The organism is Caballeronia sp. SBC1, from assembly GCF_011493005.1.
GTDB lineage: Bacteria > Pseudomonadota > Gammaproteobacteria > Burkholderiales > Burkholderiaceae > Caballeronia.
This window is the reverse complement of the sequence record NZ_CP049156.1, coordinates 1,408,697-1,429,902: the sequence shown is the minus strand read 5'-3', so window position 1 is coordinate 1,429,902 and position 21,206 is coordinate 1,408,697. Positions and strand designations below refer to the sequence as shown.

Annotated in this window: 19 protein-coding genes and 3 tRNA genes; 6 read left to right on the top strand and 16 right to left on the bottom strand. The window is 59.6% G+C overall.

What is annotated here, in order from left to right:
- Positions 1-12 precede the first annotated feature (12 nt).
- Entirely contained in the window at positions 13-873 is an 861-nt protein-coding gene (locus tag SBC1_RS06240) for a helix-turn-helix domain-containing protein (protein ID WP_165088815.1), read from the top strand.
- Positions 874-884: 11 nt separating this feature from the next.
- On the opposite strand, the gene SBC1_RS06235 is transcribed toward SBC1_RS06240, so the two are convergent.
- The 5 genes from SBC1_RS06235 to gltX all read right to left on the bottom strand — a co-directional run bounded on the left by SBC1_RS06235 (position 885) and on the right by gltX (position 3,763).
- Positions 885-1,349, bottom strand: a complete 465-nt coding sequence (locus tag SBC1_RS06235) for a GNAT family N-acetyltransferase (protein ID WP_165088812.1) — start codon at positions 1,347-1,349, stop codon at positions 885-887.
- A 312-nt stretch (positions 1,350-1,661) separates the two neighbouring features.
- Positions 1,662-1,738, bottom strand: a tRNA-Asp gene (locus tag SBC1_RS06230).
- A gap of 72 nt (positions 1,739-1,810) precedes the next feature.
- A tRNA-Glu gene (locus tag SBC1_RS06225) sits at positions 1,811-1,886 on the bottom strand.
- A 212-nt stretch (positions 1,887-2,098) separates the two neighbouring features.
- Positions 2,099-2,174 (bottom strand) — tRNA-Ala (locus tag SBC1_RS06220).
- A gap of 182 nt (positions 2,175-2,356) precedes the next feature.
- Positions 2,357-3,763 (bottom strand): glutamate--tRNA ligase, encoded by a 1,407-nt coding sequence (gltX, locus tag SBC1_RS06215; protein WP_165088809.1) that lies wholly within the window; start codon positions 3,761-3,763, stop codon positions 2,357-2,359.
- A gap of 289 nt (positions 3,764-4,052) precedes the next feature.
- Between gltX and SBC1_RS06210 the strand changes: the two genes are divergently transcribed.
- Positions 4,053-5,009: a patatin-like phospholipase family protein gene (locus SBC1_RS06210; RefSeq protein WP_241202035.1), complete on the top strand. Its 957-nt coding sequence runs from the start codon at positions 4,053-4,055 to the stop codon at positions 5,007-5,009.
- Positions 5,010-5,046: 37 nt separating this feature from the next.
- Here the strand turns inward: SBC1_RS06210 and SBC1_RS06205 are convergent, their stop codons facing one another.
- The 8 genes from SBC1_RS06205 to SBC1_RS06170 all read right to left on the bottom strand — a co-directional run bounded on the left by SBC1_RS06205 (position 5,047) and on the right by SBC1_RS06170 (position 16,830).
- Positions 5,047-6,291 carry a cytochrome c gene (locus SBC1_RS06205; RefSeq protein WP_165088803.1) on the bottom strand — a complete coding sequence of 415 codons (1,245 nt, stop codon included), beginning with the start codon at positions 6,289-6,291 and terminating at the stop codon, positions 5,047-5,049.
- Complete coding sequence (locus SBC1_RS06200; protein WP_206366021.1) at positions 6,288-6,881, bottom strand: (2Fe-2S)-binding protein; 594 nt, start codon at positions 6,879-6,881, stop codon at positions 6,288-6,290. Before SBC1_RS06200 ends, SBC1_RS06205 begins: the two co-directional genes overlap by 4 nt.
- Positions 6,878-9,709 (bottom strand): xanthine dehydrogenase family protein molybdopterin-binding subunit, encoded by a 2,832-nt coding sequence (locus SBC1_RS06195; protein WP_165088679.1) that lies wholly within the window; start codon positions 9,707-9,709, stop codon positions 6,878-6,880. The genes SBC1_RS06200 and SBC1_RS06195 overlap by 4 nt, the downstream gene beginning before the upstream one ends.
- A gap of 638 nt (positions 9,710-10,347) precedes the next feature.
- Positions 10,348-11,031: a C40 family peptidase gene (locus SBC1_RS06190; protein WP_165987486.1), complete on the bottom strand. Its 684-nt coding sequence runs from the start codon at positions 11,029-11,031 to the stop codon at positions 10,348-10,350.
- 136 nt (positions 11,032-11,167) lie between these two features.
- Positions 11,168-12,766, bottom strand: a complete 1,599-nt coding sequence (locus tag SBC1_RS06185; RefSeq protein ID WP_165088673.1) for an ABC transporter ATP-binding protein — start codon at positions 12,764-12,766, stop codon at positions 11,168-11,170.
- Entirely contained in the window at positions 12,763-13,917 is a 1,155-nt protein-coding gene (locus SBC1_RS06180; RefSeq protein ID WP_241202034.1) for an ABC transporter permease, read from the bottom strand. The genes SBC1_RS06185 and SBC1_RS06180 overlap by 4 nt, the downstream gene beginning before the upstream one ends.
- Positions 13,871-14,905, bottom strand: a complete 1,035-nt coding sequence (locus SBC1_RS06175) for a microcin C ABC transporter permease YejB (protein ID WP_165088670.1) — start codon at positions 14,903-14,905, stop codon at positions 13,871-13,873. Before SBC1_RS06175 ends, SBC1_RS06180 begins: the two co-directional genes overlap by 47 nt.
- A gap of 35 nt (positions 14,906-14,940) precedes the next feature.
- Entirely contained in the window at positions 14,941-16,830 is a 1,890-nt protein-coding gene (locus SBC1_RS06170; RefSeq protein WP_165088666.1) for an extracellular solute-binding protein, read from the bottom strand.
- A gap of 228 nt (positions 16,831-17,058) precedes the next feature.
- On the opposite strand from SBC1_RS06170, the gene fabI reads away from it, so the two are divergent.
- On the top strand, positions 17,059-17,856 hold the full coding sequence (fabI, locus tag SBC1_RS06165; protein WP_165088663.1) for an enoyl-ACP reductase FabI: 798 nt from the start codon (positions 17,059-17,061) through the stop codon (positions 17,854-17,856).
- Between the two features lie 94 nt (positions 17,857-17,950).
- Here the strand turns inward: fabI and SBC1_RS06160 are convergent, their stop codons facing one another.
- Together SBC1_RS06160 and SBC1_RS06155 are read right to left on the bottom strand one after the other, a co-directional pair.
- Positions 17,951-18,340 (bottom strand): hypothetical protein, encoded by a 390-nt coding sequence (locus SBC1_RS06160; protein WP_241202083.1) that lies wholly within the window; start codon positions 18,338-18,340, stop codon positions 17,951-17,953.
- 287 nt (positions 18,341-18,627) lie between these two features.
- Positions 18,628-18,951 (bottom strand): hypothetical protein, encoded by a 324-nt coding sequence (locus SBC1_RS06155; RefSeq protein WP_165088656.1) that lies wholly within the window; start codon positions 18,949-18,951, stop codon positions 18,628-18,630.
- Between the two features lie 349 nt (positions 18,952-19,300).
- Between SBC1_RS06155 and SBC1_RS06150 the strand changes: the two genes are divergently transcribed.
- The gene (locus SBC1_RS06150; protein WP_165088652.1) at positions 19,301-19,864 is read left to right on the top strand and encodes a hypothetical protein; all 564 of its coding nucleotides are present in this window, start codon (positions 19,301-19,303) and stop codon (positions 19,862-19,864) included.
- A gap of 48 nt (positions 19,865-19,912) precedes the next feature.
- Here the strand turns inward: SBC1_RS06150 and SBC1_RS06145 are convergent, their stop codons facing one another.
- Entirely contained in the window at positions 19,913-20,179 is a 267-nt protein-coding gene (locus tag SBC1_RS06145; protein ID WP_165088648.1) for a hypothetical protein, read from the bottom strand.
- 210 nt (positions 20,180-20,389) lie between these two features.
- Between SBC1_RS06145 and SBC1_RS06140 the strand changes: the two genes are divergently transcribed.
- Both SBC1_RS06140 and SBC1_RS06135 read left to right on the top strand, forming a co-directional pair.
- The gene (locus SBC1_RS06140) at positions 20,390-20,743 is read left to right on the top strand and encodes a winged helix-turn-helix domain-containing protein (RefSeq protein WP_165088645.1); all 354 of its coding nucleotides are present in this window, start codon (positions 20,390-20,392) and stop codon (positions 20,741-20,743) included.
- Positions 20,744-20,787: 44 nt separating this feature from the next.
- The gene (locus SBC1_RS06135; protein ID WP_165088641.1) at positions 20,788-21,168 is read left to right on the top strand and encodes a single-stranded DNA-binding protein; all 381 of its coding nucleotides are present in this window, start codon (positions 20,788-20,790) and stop codon (positions 21,166-21,168) included.
- Positions 21,169-21,206: the final 38 nt, after the last annotated feature.

The following is a 21,206-nucleotide window of genomic DNA, read 5'->3' as shown; positions in this document are numbered from 1 at the left end:
GCTTAAAAAACCATGTTTTCGACAACCGATCAACCATTGCAGCCGCAGCAACCGGAAGAAGTCGAGCATCTCGACATTCCGGCCGAGTCGTCGCCTACGCTTGCGCATCCTATCCGCGTGCGCTCGCGGCCCGTGCCGGCCGGCGTCCGGATTGCGCGGCACACGCACGCGTGGGCGCAGGTCGCGTGTACGACACGCGGCGTGTTGCGAATCGCAGCGGAAGGGTCGACGTGGATGGTGCCGCCATCGCGGGCAATCTGGGTCCCGCCGAACGTGACGCATGAAGTGGTGATCGTGGAAGACGCGTTTCTGCGGACGTTGTATATAGATGCGAGCGTGGTGCCACCGGGACTGGATGCGTGCCGCGTGGTGGAGGTGTCGCCGCTGCTGCGGGAGGTGGCCGTTGCGCTGGACGATCGCACGATTTCACGCGAGCGTGAACGGTTGCTCGGCACGCTTGCACTCGATGAAATCACGCGCTCACGCCCGCTGCCCCTCTCCATCCCGATGCCTACCGACAAACGCCTGCTGGCGTTATGCGAGGCCGTCCTCGCCGACCCTGCTTCCGCTGATTCGCTCGAGCATTGGGCCGCGCTCGCGGGTGCAAGCACTCGCACGATCGCACGCTTGTTCCGGCGTGAACTAGGCGTCAGTTTTTCACAATGGCGCCAGCAGGCCGTGCTGGCGCGCGCGATTCCATTACTGAGCCAGGGCCGACCGCTCTCACAAGTTGCGTTGCTGCTCGGCTATCAAAGCCAGAGCGCCTTTTCCGCGATGTTCAGACGGGCGTTCGGCGAAAGTCCGCGAGCATTTTTTGTCCGCGACGGCGAGCCGCGAGACGATAGTCAGAACGGCGCATCGAGCGAGCGCTGAAAAGCTAAATCCTAAACGCCCCGCACCATATGCCGGATCGCACCGAATTGCGCGAGCCGCGAACCGGCGGTCTTGTAGCCCATGCGGAGATACAGCCGGGCAGCGGGGTTATCGACGAATACGCGCAACTGTGTCTCCGTTAGTCCGCGTGCCCGTGCCCAGCGGTGCGCGGTATCGAGGAGAAATGTTCCCGCGCCCGTGCGGCGCCACCCTTCCACCACTTGTACGTCGCGGATGTGGAGCGACTGATCTTCTTCCGTCACGCGCATCACGCCAATAGCCTGGCCGTCGCACTCGAGCACGAAGTTTTCGGATTCGCGCCAGCTACCCAAAAAAAGATCGCTTCGCCACACGAGATTGTGGCGGCGGTAGTAACCGTTCATGTTGTTGCGCGTGAGCGCCTCGGCGAACGAAAAATCGTCCATCGACGCCAGGCGCAACTGAAACGGCGAGAGAGCTTCGGTGGGATCGAGCATTGCGCGATGAAAGCACTGAATCAAGTCATCAACACTAAGTCAGCCGGCGCGCGCTGGCAATGGAGAGTTTTACGAGCGCGCACGTTCGATGTCACGCACGCCACACGTTCAACAAGATGCAACGCAATAGTGGTACGAAGAATAGCCGGAGGAACTGAGACGAAGAATCGGGAAAGACGAAGAGGACGAAGGAAAGAACGAGGAAGGACGAAAAAGGCGGGGGGGGGGGTAAAAAAGATGGCCGAGAAATGTGTACGAAAAACGTGGACGAAAAAAATCCAGCTTTAAGCTGGATTTTCTTTTACAACTCGTTGGCGGAGCGGACGGGACTCGAACCCGCGACCCCCGGCGTGACAGGCCGGTATTCTAACCAACTGAACTACCGCTCCACTTCTTTCCATCAGTTCGTGAGGTTGGTTGACTCATCAAACTTGCAGCGCTTCTGGCAGCCGCCGATGTTTTGGCGTCCCCAAGGGGATTCGAACCCCTGTACTCACCGTGAAAGGGTGATGTCCTAGGCCTCTAGACGATGGGGACATAAACTTTTCAGTTAATGTCTTTTACTCTTTTCGCTTAAATCCTGACTTGCTTCTGATTAACTCCGATTAACACTTTCTTAATCGCTTGGTACTTATTAATCAGTTTCTTGTCAGTCAGCAGCGAAGAACGACATTATAAACAGCTTTGTGATTCTTGTGAAGCTTTTTTTCCGATGCTCTGGCGCTTTAAAAAGCTTCGTTTCCGTTCTGTGGTGGAGGTAAGCGGGATCGAACCGCTGACCTCTTGCATGCCATGCAAGCGCTCTCCCAGCTGAGCTATACCCCCCTTGCAGAACAGAAACGAGATTCTAAAGGGCACTTTTGAAGTTGTAAATACCTTTTAGCCCAGCATCTGAAAATAGTTCGTTCTTAGGGTGCAAACTCGGGGCGCAAACCGGACACCGTTCCCGCCGATGCCACGCGCCCATGAGTCTTTCATGAGCGCCCATGAAGCACCCCGCCCTACGTTCAGGCAATGCCCTTGTCGAGCCGGGCCAGCACCGTCTCACGGCCGAACAGCATCAGCACCGCGTCAATAGACGGTGTATGCGTGGTACCCGCGACCAGCAGGCGCACCGGCATGGCGAGATGCGGCATCTTGAGCTTGTGGCTTGTCAGCGTGGCCTTGAATGCCGCCGAGATGGCTTCCTTGCTCCACTCCACTTCGCTCAGGGCCTGCCGCAAGTCAGCGAGCGCGGGACGCACGGCTTCGGTGACATGCTGCGCGAGCGCCGCTGGATCGATCACGGGTTCCCGATAGAACATGGCGGCGTTATCGGCAATTTCCTTTACCGTTGATGCGCGGTCCTTCAACAAGCCGACCACAAGTTCGAGCGGCGGCCCTTGCTCGATCATCGCGGAGTCGATACCCAACTCGGCCAGAAAGGGCTTCACGAGCGTTTCCAGCCGTGCGTTGTCGGCTTCCTTGATGTAGTGCGCGTTCAGCCAGTTCAGACGGTCCGGATCGTATTGCGCCGGCGACTTGCCCAGATGGTCCAGGTCGAACCACTCGACGAACTGTTCGCGCGAGAAAATCTCTGCGTCGCCATGCGACCAGCCAAGCCGCGCAAGATAGTTCATCACGGCTTCCGGCAGATACCCGTTATCGCGATAACCCATCACGCTCATCGCGCCGTGGCGCTTGCTCATCTTCTCGCCCTGCTCGTTGAGCACAGTCGGCAAGTGCGCGTACACCGGCACTTCCCCACCCAGCGCGAGCAGGATGTTGATCTGGCGCGGCGTGTTGTTCACGTGGTCGTCTCCGCGGATCACGTGGGTGATCTTCATGTCGAGATCGTCCACGACCACGCAGAAGTTATAAGTTGGCGTGCCGTCGGGCCGCGCGATCACGAGGTCGTCCAGCTCGTCGTTCGAGATTTCGATCGTGCCCTTCACCGCGTCGTCCCAACTCACTACGCCGCCCAGCGGATTGCGGAAACGAATGACCGGCGAGACGCCTTCCGGAATGGGAGGCAGCACCTTGCCCTCTTCCGGGCGCCACGTGCCGTCGTAACGCGGCTTTTCATTGGCCGCGCGCTGGCGTTCACGCAATGCGTCGAGCTCTTCCGTCGACATATAGCAGTGGTAGGCCAGGCCCTGGTCGAGCATCTGCTTCAGCACTTCGCGGTAGCGGTCCATGCGCTGCATCTGGTAGATCGGACCTTCGTCGTAGTCGAGGCCGAGCCATTCCATGCCTTCAAGGATGGCGTCGACAGACGCGTCGGTCGAGCGCTCCAGGTCAGTGTCCTCGATGCGCAACACGAAAACGCCCTTCATCTTGCGCGCGAACGCCCACGGATAAAGCGCGGAGCGAATGTTGCCGAGGTGGATGAAGCCTGTGGGGCTGGGAGCGAAACGGGTACGGACTTGGGTCATGTGCGGTGTGCTCGATAGCTCAAATGCGTTTGCTGGCACGGGAGGAGCCAGGCAAGCGATATATCGGGGACCGGCTTCGGCACGTCTTCTGGACGAACTTGGCGAGCGGTCGAAACGAGTGTGAATTATACCCGCCGGGCGCTTTTGGCCCGCTTCCGGGGGTCATCATGTTTTATCATGTCCGCCGTCATCGGATGGCTTGACCAAACGGCTATTCGAGCGGCTATCCGAGCCGCCTGTGCGGTCCCACCGCTCCACGCTCGTCCCCGCTGCATCGCAGGAGAACTTCTTGAAAACATCGTCGCCCTCGCTTTCGTCGCTGCCTCAGTTGTCACGGCGCGCGTTCTCTTTTGGCTGCGCGTCGGCCGTGCTCACGGCGTGCACCACAACGACTGGTTCCAGCACCGCAGTCACGCCGCCCGCGTCGCCAGTGGCCGCCACCAGCACGCCCCAGCGGCCCGTGCGGGTCGGCCTCGCATTGGGCGGCGGCGCGGCGCGGGGGTTTGCCCACATCGGTGTAATCAAGGCGCTCGAAGCGCGCAACCTGAAGGTGGACCTGCTGAGCGGCACAAGCGCGGGCTCGGTGATCGCGGCGTTATCGGCGTCGGGGATGAGCGGCATTGCCATCAACAAGCTCGCGTTGACCATGGACGAAGCCTCGATCAGCGACTGGGCGATGCCATTTCGCACGCGCGGTTTCCTGCAAGGCGTCGCGCTGCAGAACTACCTGAACAAGACGCTTGATAACCGGCCGATCGAGAAGATGGCCAAACCGCTTGGCATTGTCGCGACGGACCTGAAGACCGGCCAGCCAATCCTGTTCCAGCGCGGCAATACCGGCGTTGCCGTGCGCGCGTCGTGCAGCGTGCCGTCCATCTTCGAGCCAGTGAAGATCGGCGGTCATGAGTACGTGGATGGCGGTCTGGTCAGCCCGGTGCCGGCGTCGTTCGCGCGCAAGATGGGCGCGGATTTTGTGATCGCGGTGGATATTTCGGCGCGCCCGGAGACGGGGTTGACGCAAAGCTCGTTCGACGTCCTGATGCAGACCTTCACGATCATGGGCCAGACCATCAAGGCTTACGAACTCGATAAATACGCCGACTTCGTCATCCGCCCGAACCTTGCCGCCATGAGCGGCAGCGACTTCGGCCAGCGCAACGCGGCGATCCTGGCCGGTGAGGAAGCGGTCGCGAAGATCTGGCCGGAACTGCAGCGGCAAATGGCAGCGAAAGGCGCTACCGTTTGAATAAACGGTAGCGCCTGCGTTTGTGGAGCCAGGCGGCTTAGCGCAACGCCTTGATCCTCGCCGCCGTTACGTTCCCCGGCTGACCGCCCCAGCTCGAGCGCAAGTAGTTGGCCAAATGCGCGAGTTCGTCGTCGCTGAGCGTGGCGGCAAATCCCGGCATTGCCTGCATGCTCTCCGTTCCAGCGAAATCGGTGGCGTCCACGCCATCAAGCATCGCGACGATCAGGTTATGCGGATCGGCCTGACGCAGCGTCGAGCTTCCTTGCATCGATACCGCGACGTGAGGCTTACCCTCTCCCTCGCGTCCATGGCACCCCGCGCATACGGCGACATAACTCGCCCGGCCGGCTACCACTTGAGCGGCATCGGCGGAACCGGGTTGAACCGGCGTGGGTGGAAGCGGTGCATCGCCGAGCAGATAGGTCGACAGCGCGCGCAGATCACCCTGGCTCAGGTGCTGGGTGCTCAGCATGACCACCGGATGCATCTCGCCGAGCGCAGAACCCTGCCGGCTGATTCCCGTAGAGAAGAATGCCTGCAAGTCAGCGCTGGTCCAGCCGCGCGCGGCAAGGCCCGCGGGTGTGATATCCGGTGGCACGACACGACCGAGCATCGAGCCTTGCAACGCCTTCGCACCGTTCATCTCCCCGAACACGCCACGCCGCGTATGGCACTCGGCGCAGTGACCCAGCGCATTGGCGAGATATCGTCCGCGGGTCCAGTCAGCCGAGGTTCCCACCGATGCGTCCGGCAACGTGTCCTTGAGGAACAGCATGTTCCAGAACATCACCGCAACCCGCACGTTGAACGGGAACGTCAGATCGGGCTCCCGGTTCGGCACGGCGGCCGGTTTCTGCGCCATCAGATATGCATAAATGGCGTCGCTGTCGGCACGGGACATTGTCCGGTAAGACGTGTAAGGCATGGCCGGATACAGCTGTTTGTCAGGCGTCACGCCGTCGTGCAAGGTCTTGTAGAACTGCGCAGCACTCCACTTGCCGATGCCATGCACAGGATCCGGCGTAATGTTCGTGCCATAGAAGGTGCCGAACGGCGACCCAAGCTTCACGCCGCCGGCAAACGGAGCGCCGCCGGAGATCGTGTGACAAGCGGCGCAGTCGGCCGCTTTCGCAAGATAGCTGCCACGCACGATCTGCTCGGCGGCCGTTTCATGTGTGGGGGCCGCAGTTTCATCGGGACGTTCGCTGCAAGCGGACAGGCCGGACAGAGCGGCGACGCAGAGCGCAAGCGCGCCGAGGCGAAGGGAAATTGCCCGGTTCATGCGGAATCCTTGACAAGTCCAGGCGTGTTCAGCACGACGTCCCTGACCGCCTCGTAGTAGCGTACGTAACCGGTGCAGCGGCAGATGTGGTCGTCCAGTGCTTTCGTGATCTCGTGCTCCACTGACTCCTTGGCAATCGGCTCGCGTTTTAGCCGCTCGATCAGCACGGTCGCCGCGTTGACGAATCCCGGCGTGCAGTAGCCGCACTGGAAGCTGAAGTGCTCGAGGAATTTTTGTTGTACCGGCGAGAGTTCGACCACCTCGCCTTGCTCGTTACGCTTGGCGTGGCCTTCAATAGTCCGCACCTTTTTACCATCGAAGAAATGCGCGCCTGTGATGCACGAGCGCACTTCTTCGCTCGACCCGTCCAGCTTGTCGAGAATCACCACGCACGCGTGGCAGACGCCCTGTCCGCAGCCAAGCCGTGAGCCTGTCAAGCCCACGTACTCATGCAGGAAGTCGATCATCATGAGGCCGTCGGGAGTCTGGATCGGACCAATGGCGGCACCGTTGATCGTCAGCGAAATGGGTTTCATCTGTATCAAGGGCTGTTGCATGAGCGGTGTCGGAGTGGGGTTGGCAGCGGTCATGCGAGCGCCTCCTGAATGTTTTGCGGTTTCACCGGCAAGTCGTTGAACCGATGCCCGATAGCGTGCGCGATACCATTAACGATGGCGCCGACGACCGGAATCATCACGACCTCTGCAATGCCCTTCGGCGGATCGGTCTCGGACAGCGGCGGCAGCACTTCGCCGGTCTGGGCCCAGACGGCGACATCGCTTGCTCGCGGCAGGTGATAGCGGTTGAAGTTCCAGGTGCCGTTGCCGGGACCGTCTTCGTAGAGCGGCAGATATTCATGCAATGCGTGTCCAATACCCATCGCCAGGCCGCCTTGCAACTGGCCCGAGACCAGTTGCGGCGAAAGCATGTTGCCGCACTCCATGATCGAGTGATGCGAGAGCAGGCTGACCTGGCCGCTGGCTTCGTTGACCACGAGTTCGACGAGCGTGCCGACCGCGCTGTAGTAGGTGACCGCAGCGTTGTTCCGACTCACCGGCGCGATGAAGACGCGTTTGCGATTGAGGGCGCGATAAACAGGCTGGACCGGTGCAGCGTTGGTCTTGCTGGCATCGGCCTTGCCGGCGCCGTGAAGCAGCGACAGGCCGTCGATGGGCAGACGCTCGGTCACGCCGTCAATGTCGAATTCCGCTTCGCTCCATTGCCATCGATTAAACACGTGCACAACCGCGCCCGTGACCAGTCTGAGGTCATGTGCTTTCTTCGCAAGTTGTTCGAGCGACAACGACTCGAGACCTGCCGCCGTCAGCTTGCCCTCCGCCCAGCGTGCATCTTCACGACGCACGACGAGCGGCGCAGCTTGACCACCGCCTATACCGCTGGTCCATAGCGCCATCGCCGCCGGCCACAAACCGTGCGTGAAGACCACGCGCGCGGCTTCCTGCGTGCTATGCGTGAAATAGAAGGCTGAATTCGTCGCGCTCGATGGCGATATCAATCCCGGCGACCAGCGCGGATTAGCCGACAGCTTGTCCTGCTCGCCCTGCGACATCATGTATGGATCGCCGCTTGTTACGAGTGGCAACTCGGGCCAGTCGATAATCGCCATGCGCACCTCGGCGGCCGGTTTGCCGAGCCACTTCGCGCAAGCGATTGCCTGCGATGTAGACACGCCCGTGCCAATCTCGGCGGCCGTATGATGCAACGTGATCTTGCCGTCGGCCGCGATTTCAACCTTCGCGAACGACGCTTCCGCGCCCGTCCCAAAGTCTTTCTGCACGCACGCAAATCCCACGCCGTAGCGGTTGCCGGGATGCGCCAGCTCATACTCCGCTTTCTTCTGTGCGCGCCCGGTCCAGAGCGGGTGAACCTTGGCCTTCTGCAGGACTTCATCGACACGAATCGCGCCGGCGGGAATCGCGCCCTGGGTATTTTTCATGCCCGAGCGCAGCGCGTTCGTCAGCCGTAAGTCGATAGCATCGAGTCCAAGCTGCGTCGCGATCTCATCGATCAGCATCTCAGTTGCAGCCATGGTCTGCAGCGTGCCGTAACCGCGCGCCGAACCGGCGTCGATGGCACGCGACGCGATCGCCACGCCGGTCAGGTCGCTCTTAGGGAAGTAGTAGATCGACTGCGCGGCGGATGCCCCCACCATGGCCACCGATGGCGAGAAGTTGCAGCGCCCGCCTCCGTCGACTTCGAGCTCGGCCTTGAACGACTGCAGGAGGTTCGTTTTCTTATCGATCGCGATTCGATAACGCATCTTCGACGCATGACGTTTTATCGATGTCTGGAATTGCTCGTAGCGGTCAAACGCGAGGCGTACCGGACGGCCATCGCCATACATCGCCGCCACCAGTCCGTAGAACGGAACCGTGAAGTGATCCTTCGACCCATAGCCAACCGTATAGACCGGATGCACGAACAAGTTCTTCACCGGGAAGCGGCACTTCGCCGCCATGCCGGCAGCACTCTCAGCCACTTCGTGCGGCCCTTGCGTCGGCACGACCATATGCAGCGATTGCGTTGCCGCGTCGTACCAGCAGTTCGTGTTGTCAGGTTCGAGGGCGGCGGTATCGATGGATTGCGTACTGTAGTTGCGCTCCAGGACAAGCCAGTCCGCGGGCGGATGGTCGAGTTCGCCCTGCATGCTTTGCGCATGGAACATACCCTGCTCGTCGAGCTTGCCGTCCTGCCGGCCCGCCGCCCACACAGGCTCGTGCTTGCGCATGGCGCTTGGGAACAACATGGTGTCCTTCAAGCTCGAGAACGTGTCCTCGTCATAGGCCGTCGCACCGCCTACGCGCACAAAGCGGAACGTGCCCCACGGATCGCGTTCAAGCGGCCCGGTCTTCTCGCCGTAGCGGATGATTTCATCGCGGAACTGGAGCTTGTCTTTGGCGAACCGAAAGCGTGCGAAATCGTGATAGATCAGCATGGCCACGGCCTGACCAAGATAAGCCGGTGTCTTGCCCGGCGGCAGCAACATGTCGTCGCCATAGAAAGCGGGAAATGCGATACCGTCGCGGACAAGCTCCGCGGCCGTGACGATCCGGTCCGGCTGAAGGTCATCGCCAAGCAGGGTCAGGTCGAAACCCTCATACACCCGGTCAGCCTGCGTCGTGCGCAACATGAACGCGTGCGCCTGGCTGTTCGGCCAGTGCGGCATGTCGGCCGCGCGCACGTCGCGCGCGAATACCTTTGAGCCGGTGACCTTCGCGATTCCATCGATACGAAATTTCGCGCTGCCGGCCGCCGTATCCCACTGAATCGGCGTCAGAATCTTTTCTTCGAATAGCGCGGCGAAAGCGCGACTGCCAAGGGGCGCAATAATGACCGTCAGTCCTGCAATTGCACTCGCCTTCAGAAAGCCACGACGCGATCGGTCGAGTTCTCTCATAGTCCTCTCCTTGAATGATCGGCTGAGAACCTCAAGCCAGGCTGCTTCGGGTTTCGGCTTTTATTTTGCATTCCGAAATGATTAACTTATTTATACAACCGTTTGATCCGGTGCGAGACCACGGTGAGATAACTGCGTATCTTCAATCGTAATCGCCCTTCGGGTTCTTCAACGTGCAAGAATTTGCACCAGCCTGTTTCAACGTTTAGCTGGCTTTTTCAGACTTTGCCTTGAGCGGGATTCCTCGCTGCGCGGCGTTCTGCACTGCCGGGAAAAGGGGGCGATTGTACGTGCGAAGCTTGCCGGCAAGCAGCAATCGGCATGTCAAGTTTTGTGCTTGGCAGGTATTAGCGCGGAGAGTGAAAACTCGTTTCGATGAGCGGCATCAATGTCACTCGGAAACGTCCGAATGTGTTCGGGTTCAGGCCGGCTTCCAGGAGAGAACCACGGTTATTACGTGAACTTAATCAGTGACCTTGAAGCGCGGACGCGGCAATGCTGAGACAGCCAACCATCAGCAACGGGCATGGCCACTCTTCCGACAACCCTTCCGGCAACGACAAAAGCCCGCCCTTTTGGAAGGCAGGCTCTTGTACATCTACTGGCCATCAGAAACTGGTCAGATGCGTGACGACGACTTAATTGTCGTTGTTACCAATCGTGGCACTGACACGCTGACGCAGATCGACGCCGTCAATTGGGAAGGTCGCTTCAACACGCCGAGCGCCCGTATACCGCTTTTCCCAATAGCTGTTGTCCATGTCGTCCACACGGATCGTGCTGCCCGTGGACGGCGAATGAACAAACTTGTTGTCGCCGATATAAATCCCGACGTGCGAGAACGAGCGACGCATTGTGTTGAAAAACACGAGGTCACCCGGCTTCAGCTCGCTCACGCGAACTTTCTCGCCAACCCGGCTCATCTCTTCGGCACGCCGCGGCAAGGTCATGCCCAGCGTGTCCTGGAACACGTAGCGCACAAAACCGCTGCAATCGAGACCGGAATCCGGCGTATTACCGCCCCAGCGATAGCGCACGCCGATCATATTGAGCGCGCCGACGACTACGTCGCCCGCCTTGCTCGCCATGCCGGAAAGAAAAGAACGCGTGCCGCTGGATGGGTTGCTTGTCACATTGCCGGAATCAGCAACGGGATAAATGTCGTTAGCTGCTTTGGACGACGTAGAGATGCCATTGCTGGCATTTTGGCTTGAATTGTTGACTTCGTCGGCGAACGCGCCCGAAGTTGCTGTCATCATCAGGCCGATCAACATGCTGGCTGCTGCTCGCGCGCATGTCTGAGTCAAAGTTAATTGCTGCATCGGTCGGTAGTTTTTGGTAAAAAAGACTGAAAAATCAGAGTCATGCGGAAAAGTTGGCTTGATACTAGCCAGATATTATTTACATGTCAAAAGGCATAGAAAAATACAATTGAGATACGCACCTAATTGGTGAAAATTAGGCCACGATTGCTGCTTTCAGCAGCTTTCTTGTGTATTCGTGAGACGGCATCGCAAAAATATTCTCCACATCGCCGGTTTCCACGACAGTTCCGTTCTGCATCACCACAACCCGATGCGCCATCGCGCCAATGACCTCAAGGTCATGACTGATGAATACATAGCCCAGGTTGTACTTTCGTTGTATATCGGCAAGCAGACGCAAAACTTGATGCTGAATTGAGACATCGAGCGCGCTGGTGGGTTCATCGAGGATCAGAATGCGCGGTTCGAGCACCAGCGCGCGGGCAATCGCAATGCGCTGCCGCTGGCCGCCGGAGAATTCGTGCGGGTATCGGTTCAGCGCCGTCCGGTCCATTCCTACTTCGCGCAGAACGGCCACCACCTTGGCGTGGCGTGCGGCGGCATCAAGTTCCGGACGATGCAAACCAAGCCCCTCGCCTACGATCCGCTCAATCGTCTGACGTGGCGACAGCGAGCTATACGGGTCCTGAAACACCACCTGCATATTTGACCGCAAAACGGTTTTTTCGCGGCCGCGGTAATCGCCCAGCAAGCGTCCTTGAAACTCCACCTTGCCGTGTGACGTGCGCTGCAAACCTAGCAGCGCCATCGCCAAAGTGGATTTTCCCGAACCCGACTCACCGACGATACCCAACGTTTCACCCTGCCGCACCGTCACCGATACCCGATCCACCGCCTTGAACGCGCCACGCCGGAACCAGCCGCCCACGCCTGGCGTCTTCGTGGCGAACTCCACGGATACCTCTTGCGCGTCGAGCAATATGGGCGACAGCGGCAGCACGGGCAACACCGTGCGCTCCGGCTTGCTCTCAAGCAATCGCACCGTATAGGGATGCTGCGGCGACGCGAATATGTCCTCCACCGTGCCGCTTTCCACCAGCACGCCCTGCTCCATGACCGCCACGCGCTGCGCAAATTTACGCACGAGGTTCAGGTCGTGGGTGATCAGCAACACGGCCATGCCGCGCGAAGCGGCTTCGTCGCGTTGCAACTCCAGCAGCAATTCCACGATCTGCGCACGGATGGTCACGTCGAGCGCGGTCGTGGGTTCATCGGCGAGTAGGAGACGCGGGCGGCATGCGAGCGCCATCGCGATCATCGCGCGCTGGCGTTGTCCGCCCGAGAGCTGATGCGCGTATCGGTCGATACGTTTTTCCGGCTCCGTGATTCCCGTGCGCGCGAGCAGATCGATCGCGCGGCGGCGGGCATCGCGAGCGGACACGCCGTCGTGCAGCTGAATTGTCTCCACGATCTGGTCGCCGATGGTGAACAGCGGGTTGAGCGCGCTCATCGGCTCCTGGAAGATCATTGCGATGTCGGCGCCGCGAAGCTTGCGCATTGCCGGTTCGCTTTTGGTCAGCAACTCCTGACCGTCCAGGCGGATCGATCCGCTCAGGTCGGCGTCACGCAAAAGCCGCAGGATAGACAACGCCGTCACGCTCTTGCCCGAGCCCGACTCACCAACCAGCGCCACGCGTTCGCCGGCTTCAATCTTCAGGCTCACGCCATCAACAGCCATGGTCTCGCCAAAGCGCACCCGCAGATCCGTGATTTCCAGCAACGGCGCGCTCATTGACCACCTCCGGCCTTGACGGCGTCGGAGATGCGTGTGTCCAGCGCGTTACGCAGCGCGTCGCCCATGAACGTGAGGAGCAACAAGGTCGCGACCAGCACGCCGAATGTGGACAGGGAGATCCACCACGCGTCGAGATTAGCCTTGCCTTGCGCGAGCAATTCGCCGAGCGATGGCGTAGGCGGCGGCACGCCCAGGCCCAGGAAATCGAGGCTGGTCAGCGCAAGGATCGCCCCGCTCATGCGAAACGGCAGGAAGGTGATAACGGGCGTGAGGCTGTTCGGCAGGATGTGACGCCAGATGATCTGGGCGTTCGACAAGCCCATCGCCCGCGCCGCCCGCACGTAATCCTGCGTGCGGTTGCGCAAAAATTCGGCGCGCACATAGTCCGATAACCCGATCCATCCGAACAACGACAACAGCACAACGAGCAGAACCAGGCTTGGCTCAAAAATGGACGCGAAAATAATCAGCAGATACAACTCCGGCAACGCACTCCAGATTTCTATCAGACGCTGTCCGGTCAGGTCGGTACGGCCGCCGAAGTAACCCTGCACCGCGCCTGCAAGCAGACCAAGCACGGTCCCTATGGCCGTCAGGACGAGCGCGAAGATGACCGAGACGCGAAAGCCATAGAGCAATCGGGCGAACACATCGCGGCCGCGATCGTCGGTGCCGAGCCAGTTTTCACGCGATGGCGGCGCCGGGTTCGAGGCCTTGGAAAAATAGTTGAGCGTGTCGTAGTAATAGTGGTTCGGCGGATAAACGGCGAAGTTGCTGCCCTCGCTAAAACGGTCGCGAATATACGGATCGAGGTAATCGGCAGGTGTCGGAAAATCGCCGCCGAACGTGGTCTCTGCGTACGTCTTGACCAGCGGGAAATAAAGATGCCCCTGATAACGGACGACCAATGGTTTGTCGTTCGACCACAACGGTCCCGCGAGACTGATCGCGAACGCGATCACGAAAATCACCAGGCTCCAGTAGCCGAGCCGGTTGCGTTTGAAACGTTGCCAGACGCGTTGGCCCGGCGTGATCGACACAGGCACGCTGAGCGGCTGGGCGTCGCTGTCTTGAGGTGTACGGAGCAGGGAACGGTTCAACTCAACGCTCCAGTTGTTCGAATTGAATGCGCGGATCGACCCAGACATAGCAGAGGTCGGAGATCAGCTTGGTGGCAAGTCCAATCAGCGTGAACAGATACAGCGTGCCGAGCACCACCGGATAATCGCGCCGCACGACGGACTCATAGGAAAGCAGGCCGAGGCCATCGAGTGAAAAAAGCGTTTCTATCAGCAAACTGCCGGTAAAGAACGCCCCGATGAACGCACCCGGAAAGCCCACGATCAGCGGCAACAACGCGTTGCGGAACACGTGCTTCCACAGCACCCTTCTCTCCGACAACCCCTTGGCCCTCGCCGTCAGCACATATTGTTTGCGGATTTCATCGAGGAACGCGTTCTTGGTCAGCATGGTGACGACCGCGAAGCTGCCGACCACCGACGCAATGATGGGCAACGTAATGTGCCACAGATAGTCGGCTATCTTCCCGCCGAGGCTCAACGTTGCCCAGTTGTCGGAGGTGAGGTTGCGCAGCGGAAACAGTTGCCAGAACGACCCGCCGCCGAACAGCACAAGAAGCAGCACGCCAAGCACGAAGCCAGGAATGGCGAAACCGACGAGCACGAGCAGGCTGGTGGTGAAATCGAACGTGGAGCCGTTGCGCACCGCCTTCGCTATCCCGAGCGGCACTGAAATCAGATAAGTCAGAAAGAACGTCCACACGCCGATACTGATCGACACTGGCAGCTTCGACACAATCAGCGACCACACGCTTTGATGACGGAAATAGCTGTCGCCGAGATCGAAACGGGCGAAGCGTCCGAGCATCAGCCAGTAGCGTTCGAGCGGCGGTTTATCGAAGCCGTAGAGCGCGCGAAGTTGCGCGACTTGCTGCGCATCCACGCCCGTGTGCAGGCGCATGCCGAACCTTGTGCCTTGCTCGCCGCGCCGCAATTCGTGCACGGCTTGCTCGACCGGTCCGCCCGGCACGAACTGGATCACGGCAAACGTCAGCGTGAGGACGCCGAGCAACGTCGGGATCATCAGCAAAATGCGTTTTAGGATGTAGCTCCACATGGGCGCGGTCCGCTTCAGTGATTAAGTGCGTGGATTTACTTTGCGGCGGCAGCGGCCGACGCAGGGTTGGACGGAGCGCCGCCCGGCTTGATCCACCATGTCGATATGATCCAGTCCTCGGCCGTGTAATACAGCGGCAACGTCGCCGGATACGCGAGCGTGTTGCGGTACGCCACCCTGTGCGAAGCCGTGTACCAATGCGGGATCACATAGTAGCCGTGCATCAGGACACGGTCGAGCGCGTGAGTGGCATCGAGAAGTTGCTCGCGGGTCTGCGCGCCAAGCAAGGTATGCACGATCGAGTCGACTGCACGCGACTTGAGCCCGTTGATGTTATCCGAGCCCTGCTGATCCGCCGACTTGCTGCCAAAACGTGAATCCTGTTCGGTGCCTGGAATTTGCACGTCGGGCATGCGCAGGCTGGTCATGTCGAAGTCGAACGCGTCGAGCCGCTTCTGGATCAGCGCAAAGTCGACCGTGCGGAAGTTCACGACAATCCCCAGCTTCTGCAAATTGCGCTGGAACGTGGCGACCACGGGTTCCATCGACGCCCCGCCGCCCGAGTCGTCGAGAATCTCGAACACGAAGGGCTCGCCGCGCGCGTTGCGCAACGCGCCATTTTTAAAGGTCCAGCCCGCATCGGCCAGCAGATTGCGCGCCTTGATCAGATTCGCTCGCAGCGAACCGGGTGGATCGGTGTCGGGCTGCTTCACCATGTCGCCAAATACAGCGGGATCGAGCTGCGCGCGTAACGGCGAGAGGATCGCGAGTTCGCCCGTGCTCGGTTTGCCCGTCGCTTGCAAGTCGGTGTTCGCGAAGAAACTGTCGGTGCGCGTGTATTGGTTGAAAAACAGTTGCCGGTTCAACCACTGGAAGTCGAACGCGAGATCGAGCGCCTGACGCACGCGCACGTCCTGGAAAATCGGCCGGCGCAGGTTCATGTAAAAACCCTGCATGCCCGTGCCGTTGTGATTGCGGAATTCGCGCTTGATCAGCTCACCGTTGTCGAAGCGTTTGCCTATGTCGCGACGCACCCAGTTACGCGCAACATATTCGACCAGCGCGTCGTACTCGCCGGCCTTGAACGCCTCGAGCCGCGCGACGCCATCCGAATAGAGCTTGTAGTTAATGCGCTCGAAGTTGAACGTCCCCACGCGTACCGGCAACGTATTGCCCCAATACCCGGGATCACGCTTGAGGGTGAGCGTGCGGCCGTTGTCGTATTGTTCGATGACATACGGACCGCTTGTTATCGGCTTCTGAAACGCGAGTTGATCGAAGGGAATGTGGCTGCCATCGGGCCTCATGCCCCACTTGCGTGAGAACACCGGCATTGTGCCCGCGATAAACGGCATCTCCCGCGTGCGCACCTTGAAGTCGAAGCGAATGGTCAGCGGATCAAGAATCACCGCGTCCGAGATCTGGCCGAAAAGCACCGCATATTGCGGCGCGGCCTGCGGGCTTTTCAGGGTATCGAACGAATATTTGACGTCTTCCGCTGTGACCGGATCGCCGTTCGAAAAGTGCGCTTTGGGGTTGATTTGAAACGTGACGGACAGGCCGTCAGGCGCGATGTTGATGTCGTCGGCGAGAAGACCGTACGCCGTCGATACCTCGTCAAGACTACCCGTTGTCAAACTCTCGAACATATAACCGAGGCCGGGCGCGGGGTTGCCGCGCTGGGTGAACGGGTTGAATTTATCGAAGCTCGTAAGCCGGTCCGGATTCGCCAGAACCAGCGTGCCGCCACGCGGTGCATCCGGATTCACATAGTCGAAGTGCTTGAAATTTGCAGGATATTTCGGCTCGCCATACTGCGCGATGGCATAGACGGCCAATGCGGCTTTCGGTACCGCGAGCCCGCCGAGGCCAATCAGCAAGCTTCCAAACAGAAGACCGAGGACCCGTCGGGAGCCAGTCGCCATGAGTGCCTTCATAAGTACCAGTGAAACGATAATCGGAAAATCAGCCTGCCGTTCAGAGCCAGCTCCCGGCTCACTCGTAACGCCCCAAAGCGCTACGCGCCTTAAGCGACATGAGGTGATGTGAGAGAATTCTACTAAAACCACTGTCCCGGGCATTGTAACGACGTGCGCACCGCTTGCGCGCGCTCGATCCGGGCATGTGCGATATCGACTTCTTAAGGAGCATTCATGGGATTTCTCGCTGGAAAACGGATTCTGCTGACGGGCTTGTTGTCGAACCGCTCGATCGCCTATGGCATTGCGGCGGCTTGCAAGCGCGAAGGCGCCGAACTCGCATTCACCTATGTCGGTGACCGCTTCAAGGACCGCATTACCGAGTTCGCGACCGAATTCGGCAGTGACCTCGTGTTTCCCTGCGACGTGGGTAGCGACGAGGAAATCGACGCCCTCTTCGTCTCGCTGAAAGACCGCTGGGACACACTCGACGGTCTCGTGCATTCCATCGGCTTTGCGCCGCGCGAGGCAATCACGGGGAATTTCCTCGACGGCATGACGCGCGAGAACTTCCGCATCGCCCACGATATTTCCGCGTACAGCTTCCCGGCGCTCGCCAAAGCCGCGCAATCCATGCTCTCCCCCGGCGCTTCGTTGCTCACGCTGAGCTATCTCGGCGCTGAGCGCGCGATCCCGAACTACAACACGATGGGCCTGGCGAAGGCATCGCTCGAAGCCAGCGTGCGGTATCTGGCGGTGTCGCTTGGAGACAAGGGGGTGCGCGTGAACGGCATCTCGGCGGGGCCGATCAAGACGCTGGCAGCAAGCGGCATCAAGAGCTTCGGCAAGATTCTCGAGTTCGTCGAAAACAATGCGCCGTTGAAGCGCAATGTGAGCATCGATCAAGTCGGCAATGTGGCCGCGTTCCTGTTGTCGGACCTGGCGGGCGGCGTGAGCGCCGAGATCATCCACGTCGATGGCGGCTTTAACGCCGTGGTTGGCGGGATGACTGCGCCGGCGGTGTCGGAATAGTGGTCAGATAGCGGCCTCTCTTTCCAGCCGCCGATAAAATCAAAGCCGTCCCGCTTGCGCGGGACGGCTTTTTTAATGCGTCTGGCCAAGGTGCTTAATTGCGATAGCCGTTGTGGCCGCCATTCCCGCCATGATTGTAGTTCCCGCCGTGGTTGTAATTGCCACCATGGCCGTATCCCGGGCCGCCATGGCCATAATTCGGACGGCCGCCATTGTGCCGATACCACTCATCACGCCCCCAATAACGGCGACCATCGTAGTAACGATTGCCGTACCAGCCGATCACGATGCCCGGCTGCACATAGACCGGCGCCGGTTGATAGACGACCGGTGGCGGCGGCGGTGCGTAGTAAGGCTGCGGCGCGACGTAGACCGGGGCAGGAACCCCGATGTTGATCCCCAGCCGCACTTGGGCGTGGGCCACGCAGGACATTGTTACGAGGCACAGACCGGCAACGCCAGTCAGGATCCGGATGCTTTTTATCTTATTCATGTAAAGGCGCGCCTTTGACCATCATTGTTCAGGTGGAAGCGAATATAGCGGATCGCCTTCAATCCGGTACTTCGACTTTGTAAGTTGTTCTTTGGCGCAGGGGTATTGTCTGCTGAAAGCTTACTCTTTGTTACATCATGAAAAAACGCAATTACGGGGACCGCACTGGATCAAGAGCCGGCGGGACGCTGGAAAGACAAAGGCCACCCGGCTTTCGCCGGATGGCCTTTGGGCCAGATATCTGACGGGTGCTGATTGCAGCCGATTGCAGCCGGTATTTAGTGCCAGCCGCGATGGTCGTATCGCGGACCGCCGTGATAGCGGTACCAGTCATTACGGTTCCAGTAGCGGCGGCCGTCCCAGTAACGATCGCCATGCCAGCCGATTACCAGGACCGGCGCTGCAGCATACACCGGTGGAGGCGGCGCGTAGACGACCGGGGGCGGCGGCGGTGCGTAGACCGGCTGCGGCGCAACGTACACCGGCGCGGGCACGCCGATATTGATACCAAGACGCACTTGGGCCATTGCCGCGCCGGACATTCCAAGCGCCCCGATTACAACTGCGCCGGCAAAAATGGAAGTCTTCAGTTTGTTGTTCATTTGAAGTGCACCTCAACGGAGTAGGTTCGTTGAGTAAATCTTAGCGGAACGACCGGCTCTAGATGTTTCAAGTTGGTAACTCCGAATTACGGGTGCCAACAGGGTGTGACACAACATTTCTTTAGCTGAGCGTCCTTTCTTGCTGAAATGCTCGCTGGATTGGGCACGCGCACCGAGTGGATTGAGGTGGCTGATAGAATTCGATACTAAAGCAGCCATTGTTCACTTATCGTTCACGTATTGTTCATCGATCACCGCAGCCCGAGTGATGTTCGCAACGTGCGGGCGACGGTTCAGTTTTGCCTCCCGCCGGAGTTGCGCGCAACCACGTTTGGGTTCTGATTTATCTATGCATATCCGCCATCGCCTCGCTGTGGTCTGCGGCACCACCCTTGTGTTCCTGCTGGCGCTGGTCGCGAACGAATGGATTTTCAGGCATTCCGAGTTTGTGCGCGGCGTCAACTGGATCTACTTGCCTGCCGGCATACGCCTGCTGTGCACGCTGTTATTCGGCGCGCTGGGTGCGACAGGAATACTCATCGCGTCCTGGATCAGTTGCTTCTTCTATTATTTTCCGAACGATCCAGTTCGCGCGACTTTCGGCGGCATTATCTCTGCGCTCGCGCCGTATCTCGTGTATCTCTTCGCCACGCGCAAACTTGGGCTCAGTGAGTCACTCGCTAATCTCACGGCCGGACGTCTGTTAGTCCTGATCCTGCTCTATTCGATCGCGGGCCCTGCAATGCAGCAAGCGTGGTGTGCGTTGAGCGGCGATACCGCCAATCTCGGCGAACGGTTTATCGTGATGTTTATCGGGGACTTGACCGGTACGCTCGTGATTATCTACACGCTCAAGCTGGGTCTTTGGTTCGTCACGCGCACGCATGCGTCGATGCATCGGGCATCGCGCTGACGCTGAACCTCCGTGTCAGCGCATTAGCGGTTCTCTCGCGAGCGTAGCTCAAGCACCGTCAAAGGAGCCATGAAGCTGGGCGGACAGGGTTTCCAGTTCACGCACCAAGGCTTTCAGGCAATCGCATTGTTGCGGGAGCAGATCGGCGTCGAGTTGCAGCCGCTCTATACGGGCACGCCAATAATCGGCATTCATCGCACCGGCCCGGTTCACGCAGCGAATCATATGCCGCAGATGAGCAATTTCGCCGTCGGCATATTGCGCTCCAAAGCGCCCTGCCGTCGCCGCTTCACGATGCTTGTTTGATTCCATCATGATGGCTCAATTGGCTACGTTGCCCCGCGTCCACCGCAGGGCAACGTGCTCTTTTCTTGTGGCTCTCAGGTCTAGTTACGCGCTACTTCATTACATCGGCAAGCGCCCTCTTTCACGAATCGTAACATTTAATTATCAAACTGATAAGGGTTTGGAAGACGGTTTACTGGGCGATGCTATGATTCACAGACGCATTTCGAGTCCGCCTCCATGGCAAAAAAACACCTTGTGGATACCTATTTTCGCTTCCTGAATCTCGCTCAGGCGGTGCAGGCGTTGCCGTCCGTTCCCAAACTCGACGCCGCCGAGGAACGGCTGCTCGAAGCGCTGACAGCGGCCTGGCACGCCGGGCGTACGCTGACCGTGACCGAGACGATGGCGCTATCGGTCGCAGGCGCGCCGGCGACGGTGCACCGCAAACTCGCGCGGCTCAGACGGGAAGGACTTGTCTCGGTCGATGAATCAAGTACGGATCTGCGGTCCAAGACCGTCGTACCCACGCGCAAGGCGCTCGAGTATTTCGAGAAGCTGGCGGCGTGTCTCGAAGAAGCGAAGCGGAAGTAACTGCGTACGAGTGAGACAATCGGTGAATTTTGGAGAGGCACATCATGATTGACGGCCTGGTTTCCGGACGTCTATACGGCACGGCGCAAGTGCGTACGGGTCAGCACGGCACTCACTTCGTGACATGTCGTGTTCGCGCCTCGGCCGGTGACGGCGAGAGTCTGTTCGTGAACGTGATTGCCTTCGACGACACCGTCAAGGACGCGCTCCAGGCGCTCGATGACGGCGACAGCGTATCGCTCGCCGGCGCACTGACGCCGAAAACCTGGATTGACAAGCAAGGTAATGCGAAACCCGCGCTGGATATGGTCGTGCACGCTGTACTAACGGCCTACCATGTGCAGCGCAAACGTCGAGTCGTGCGCGGTGAAACGGGACAAACGGACCTGCAGGGACCGGACGACCTAGACGGCGACGAAGTCTGAGCGTCCTCGGGCGCTCGCGCGGGCATATCGGCCCAACG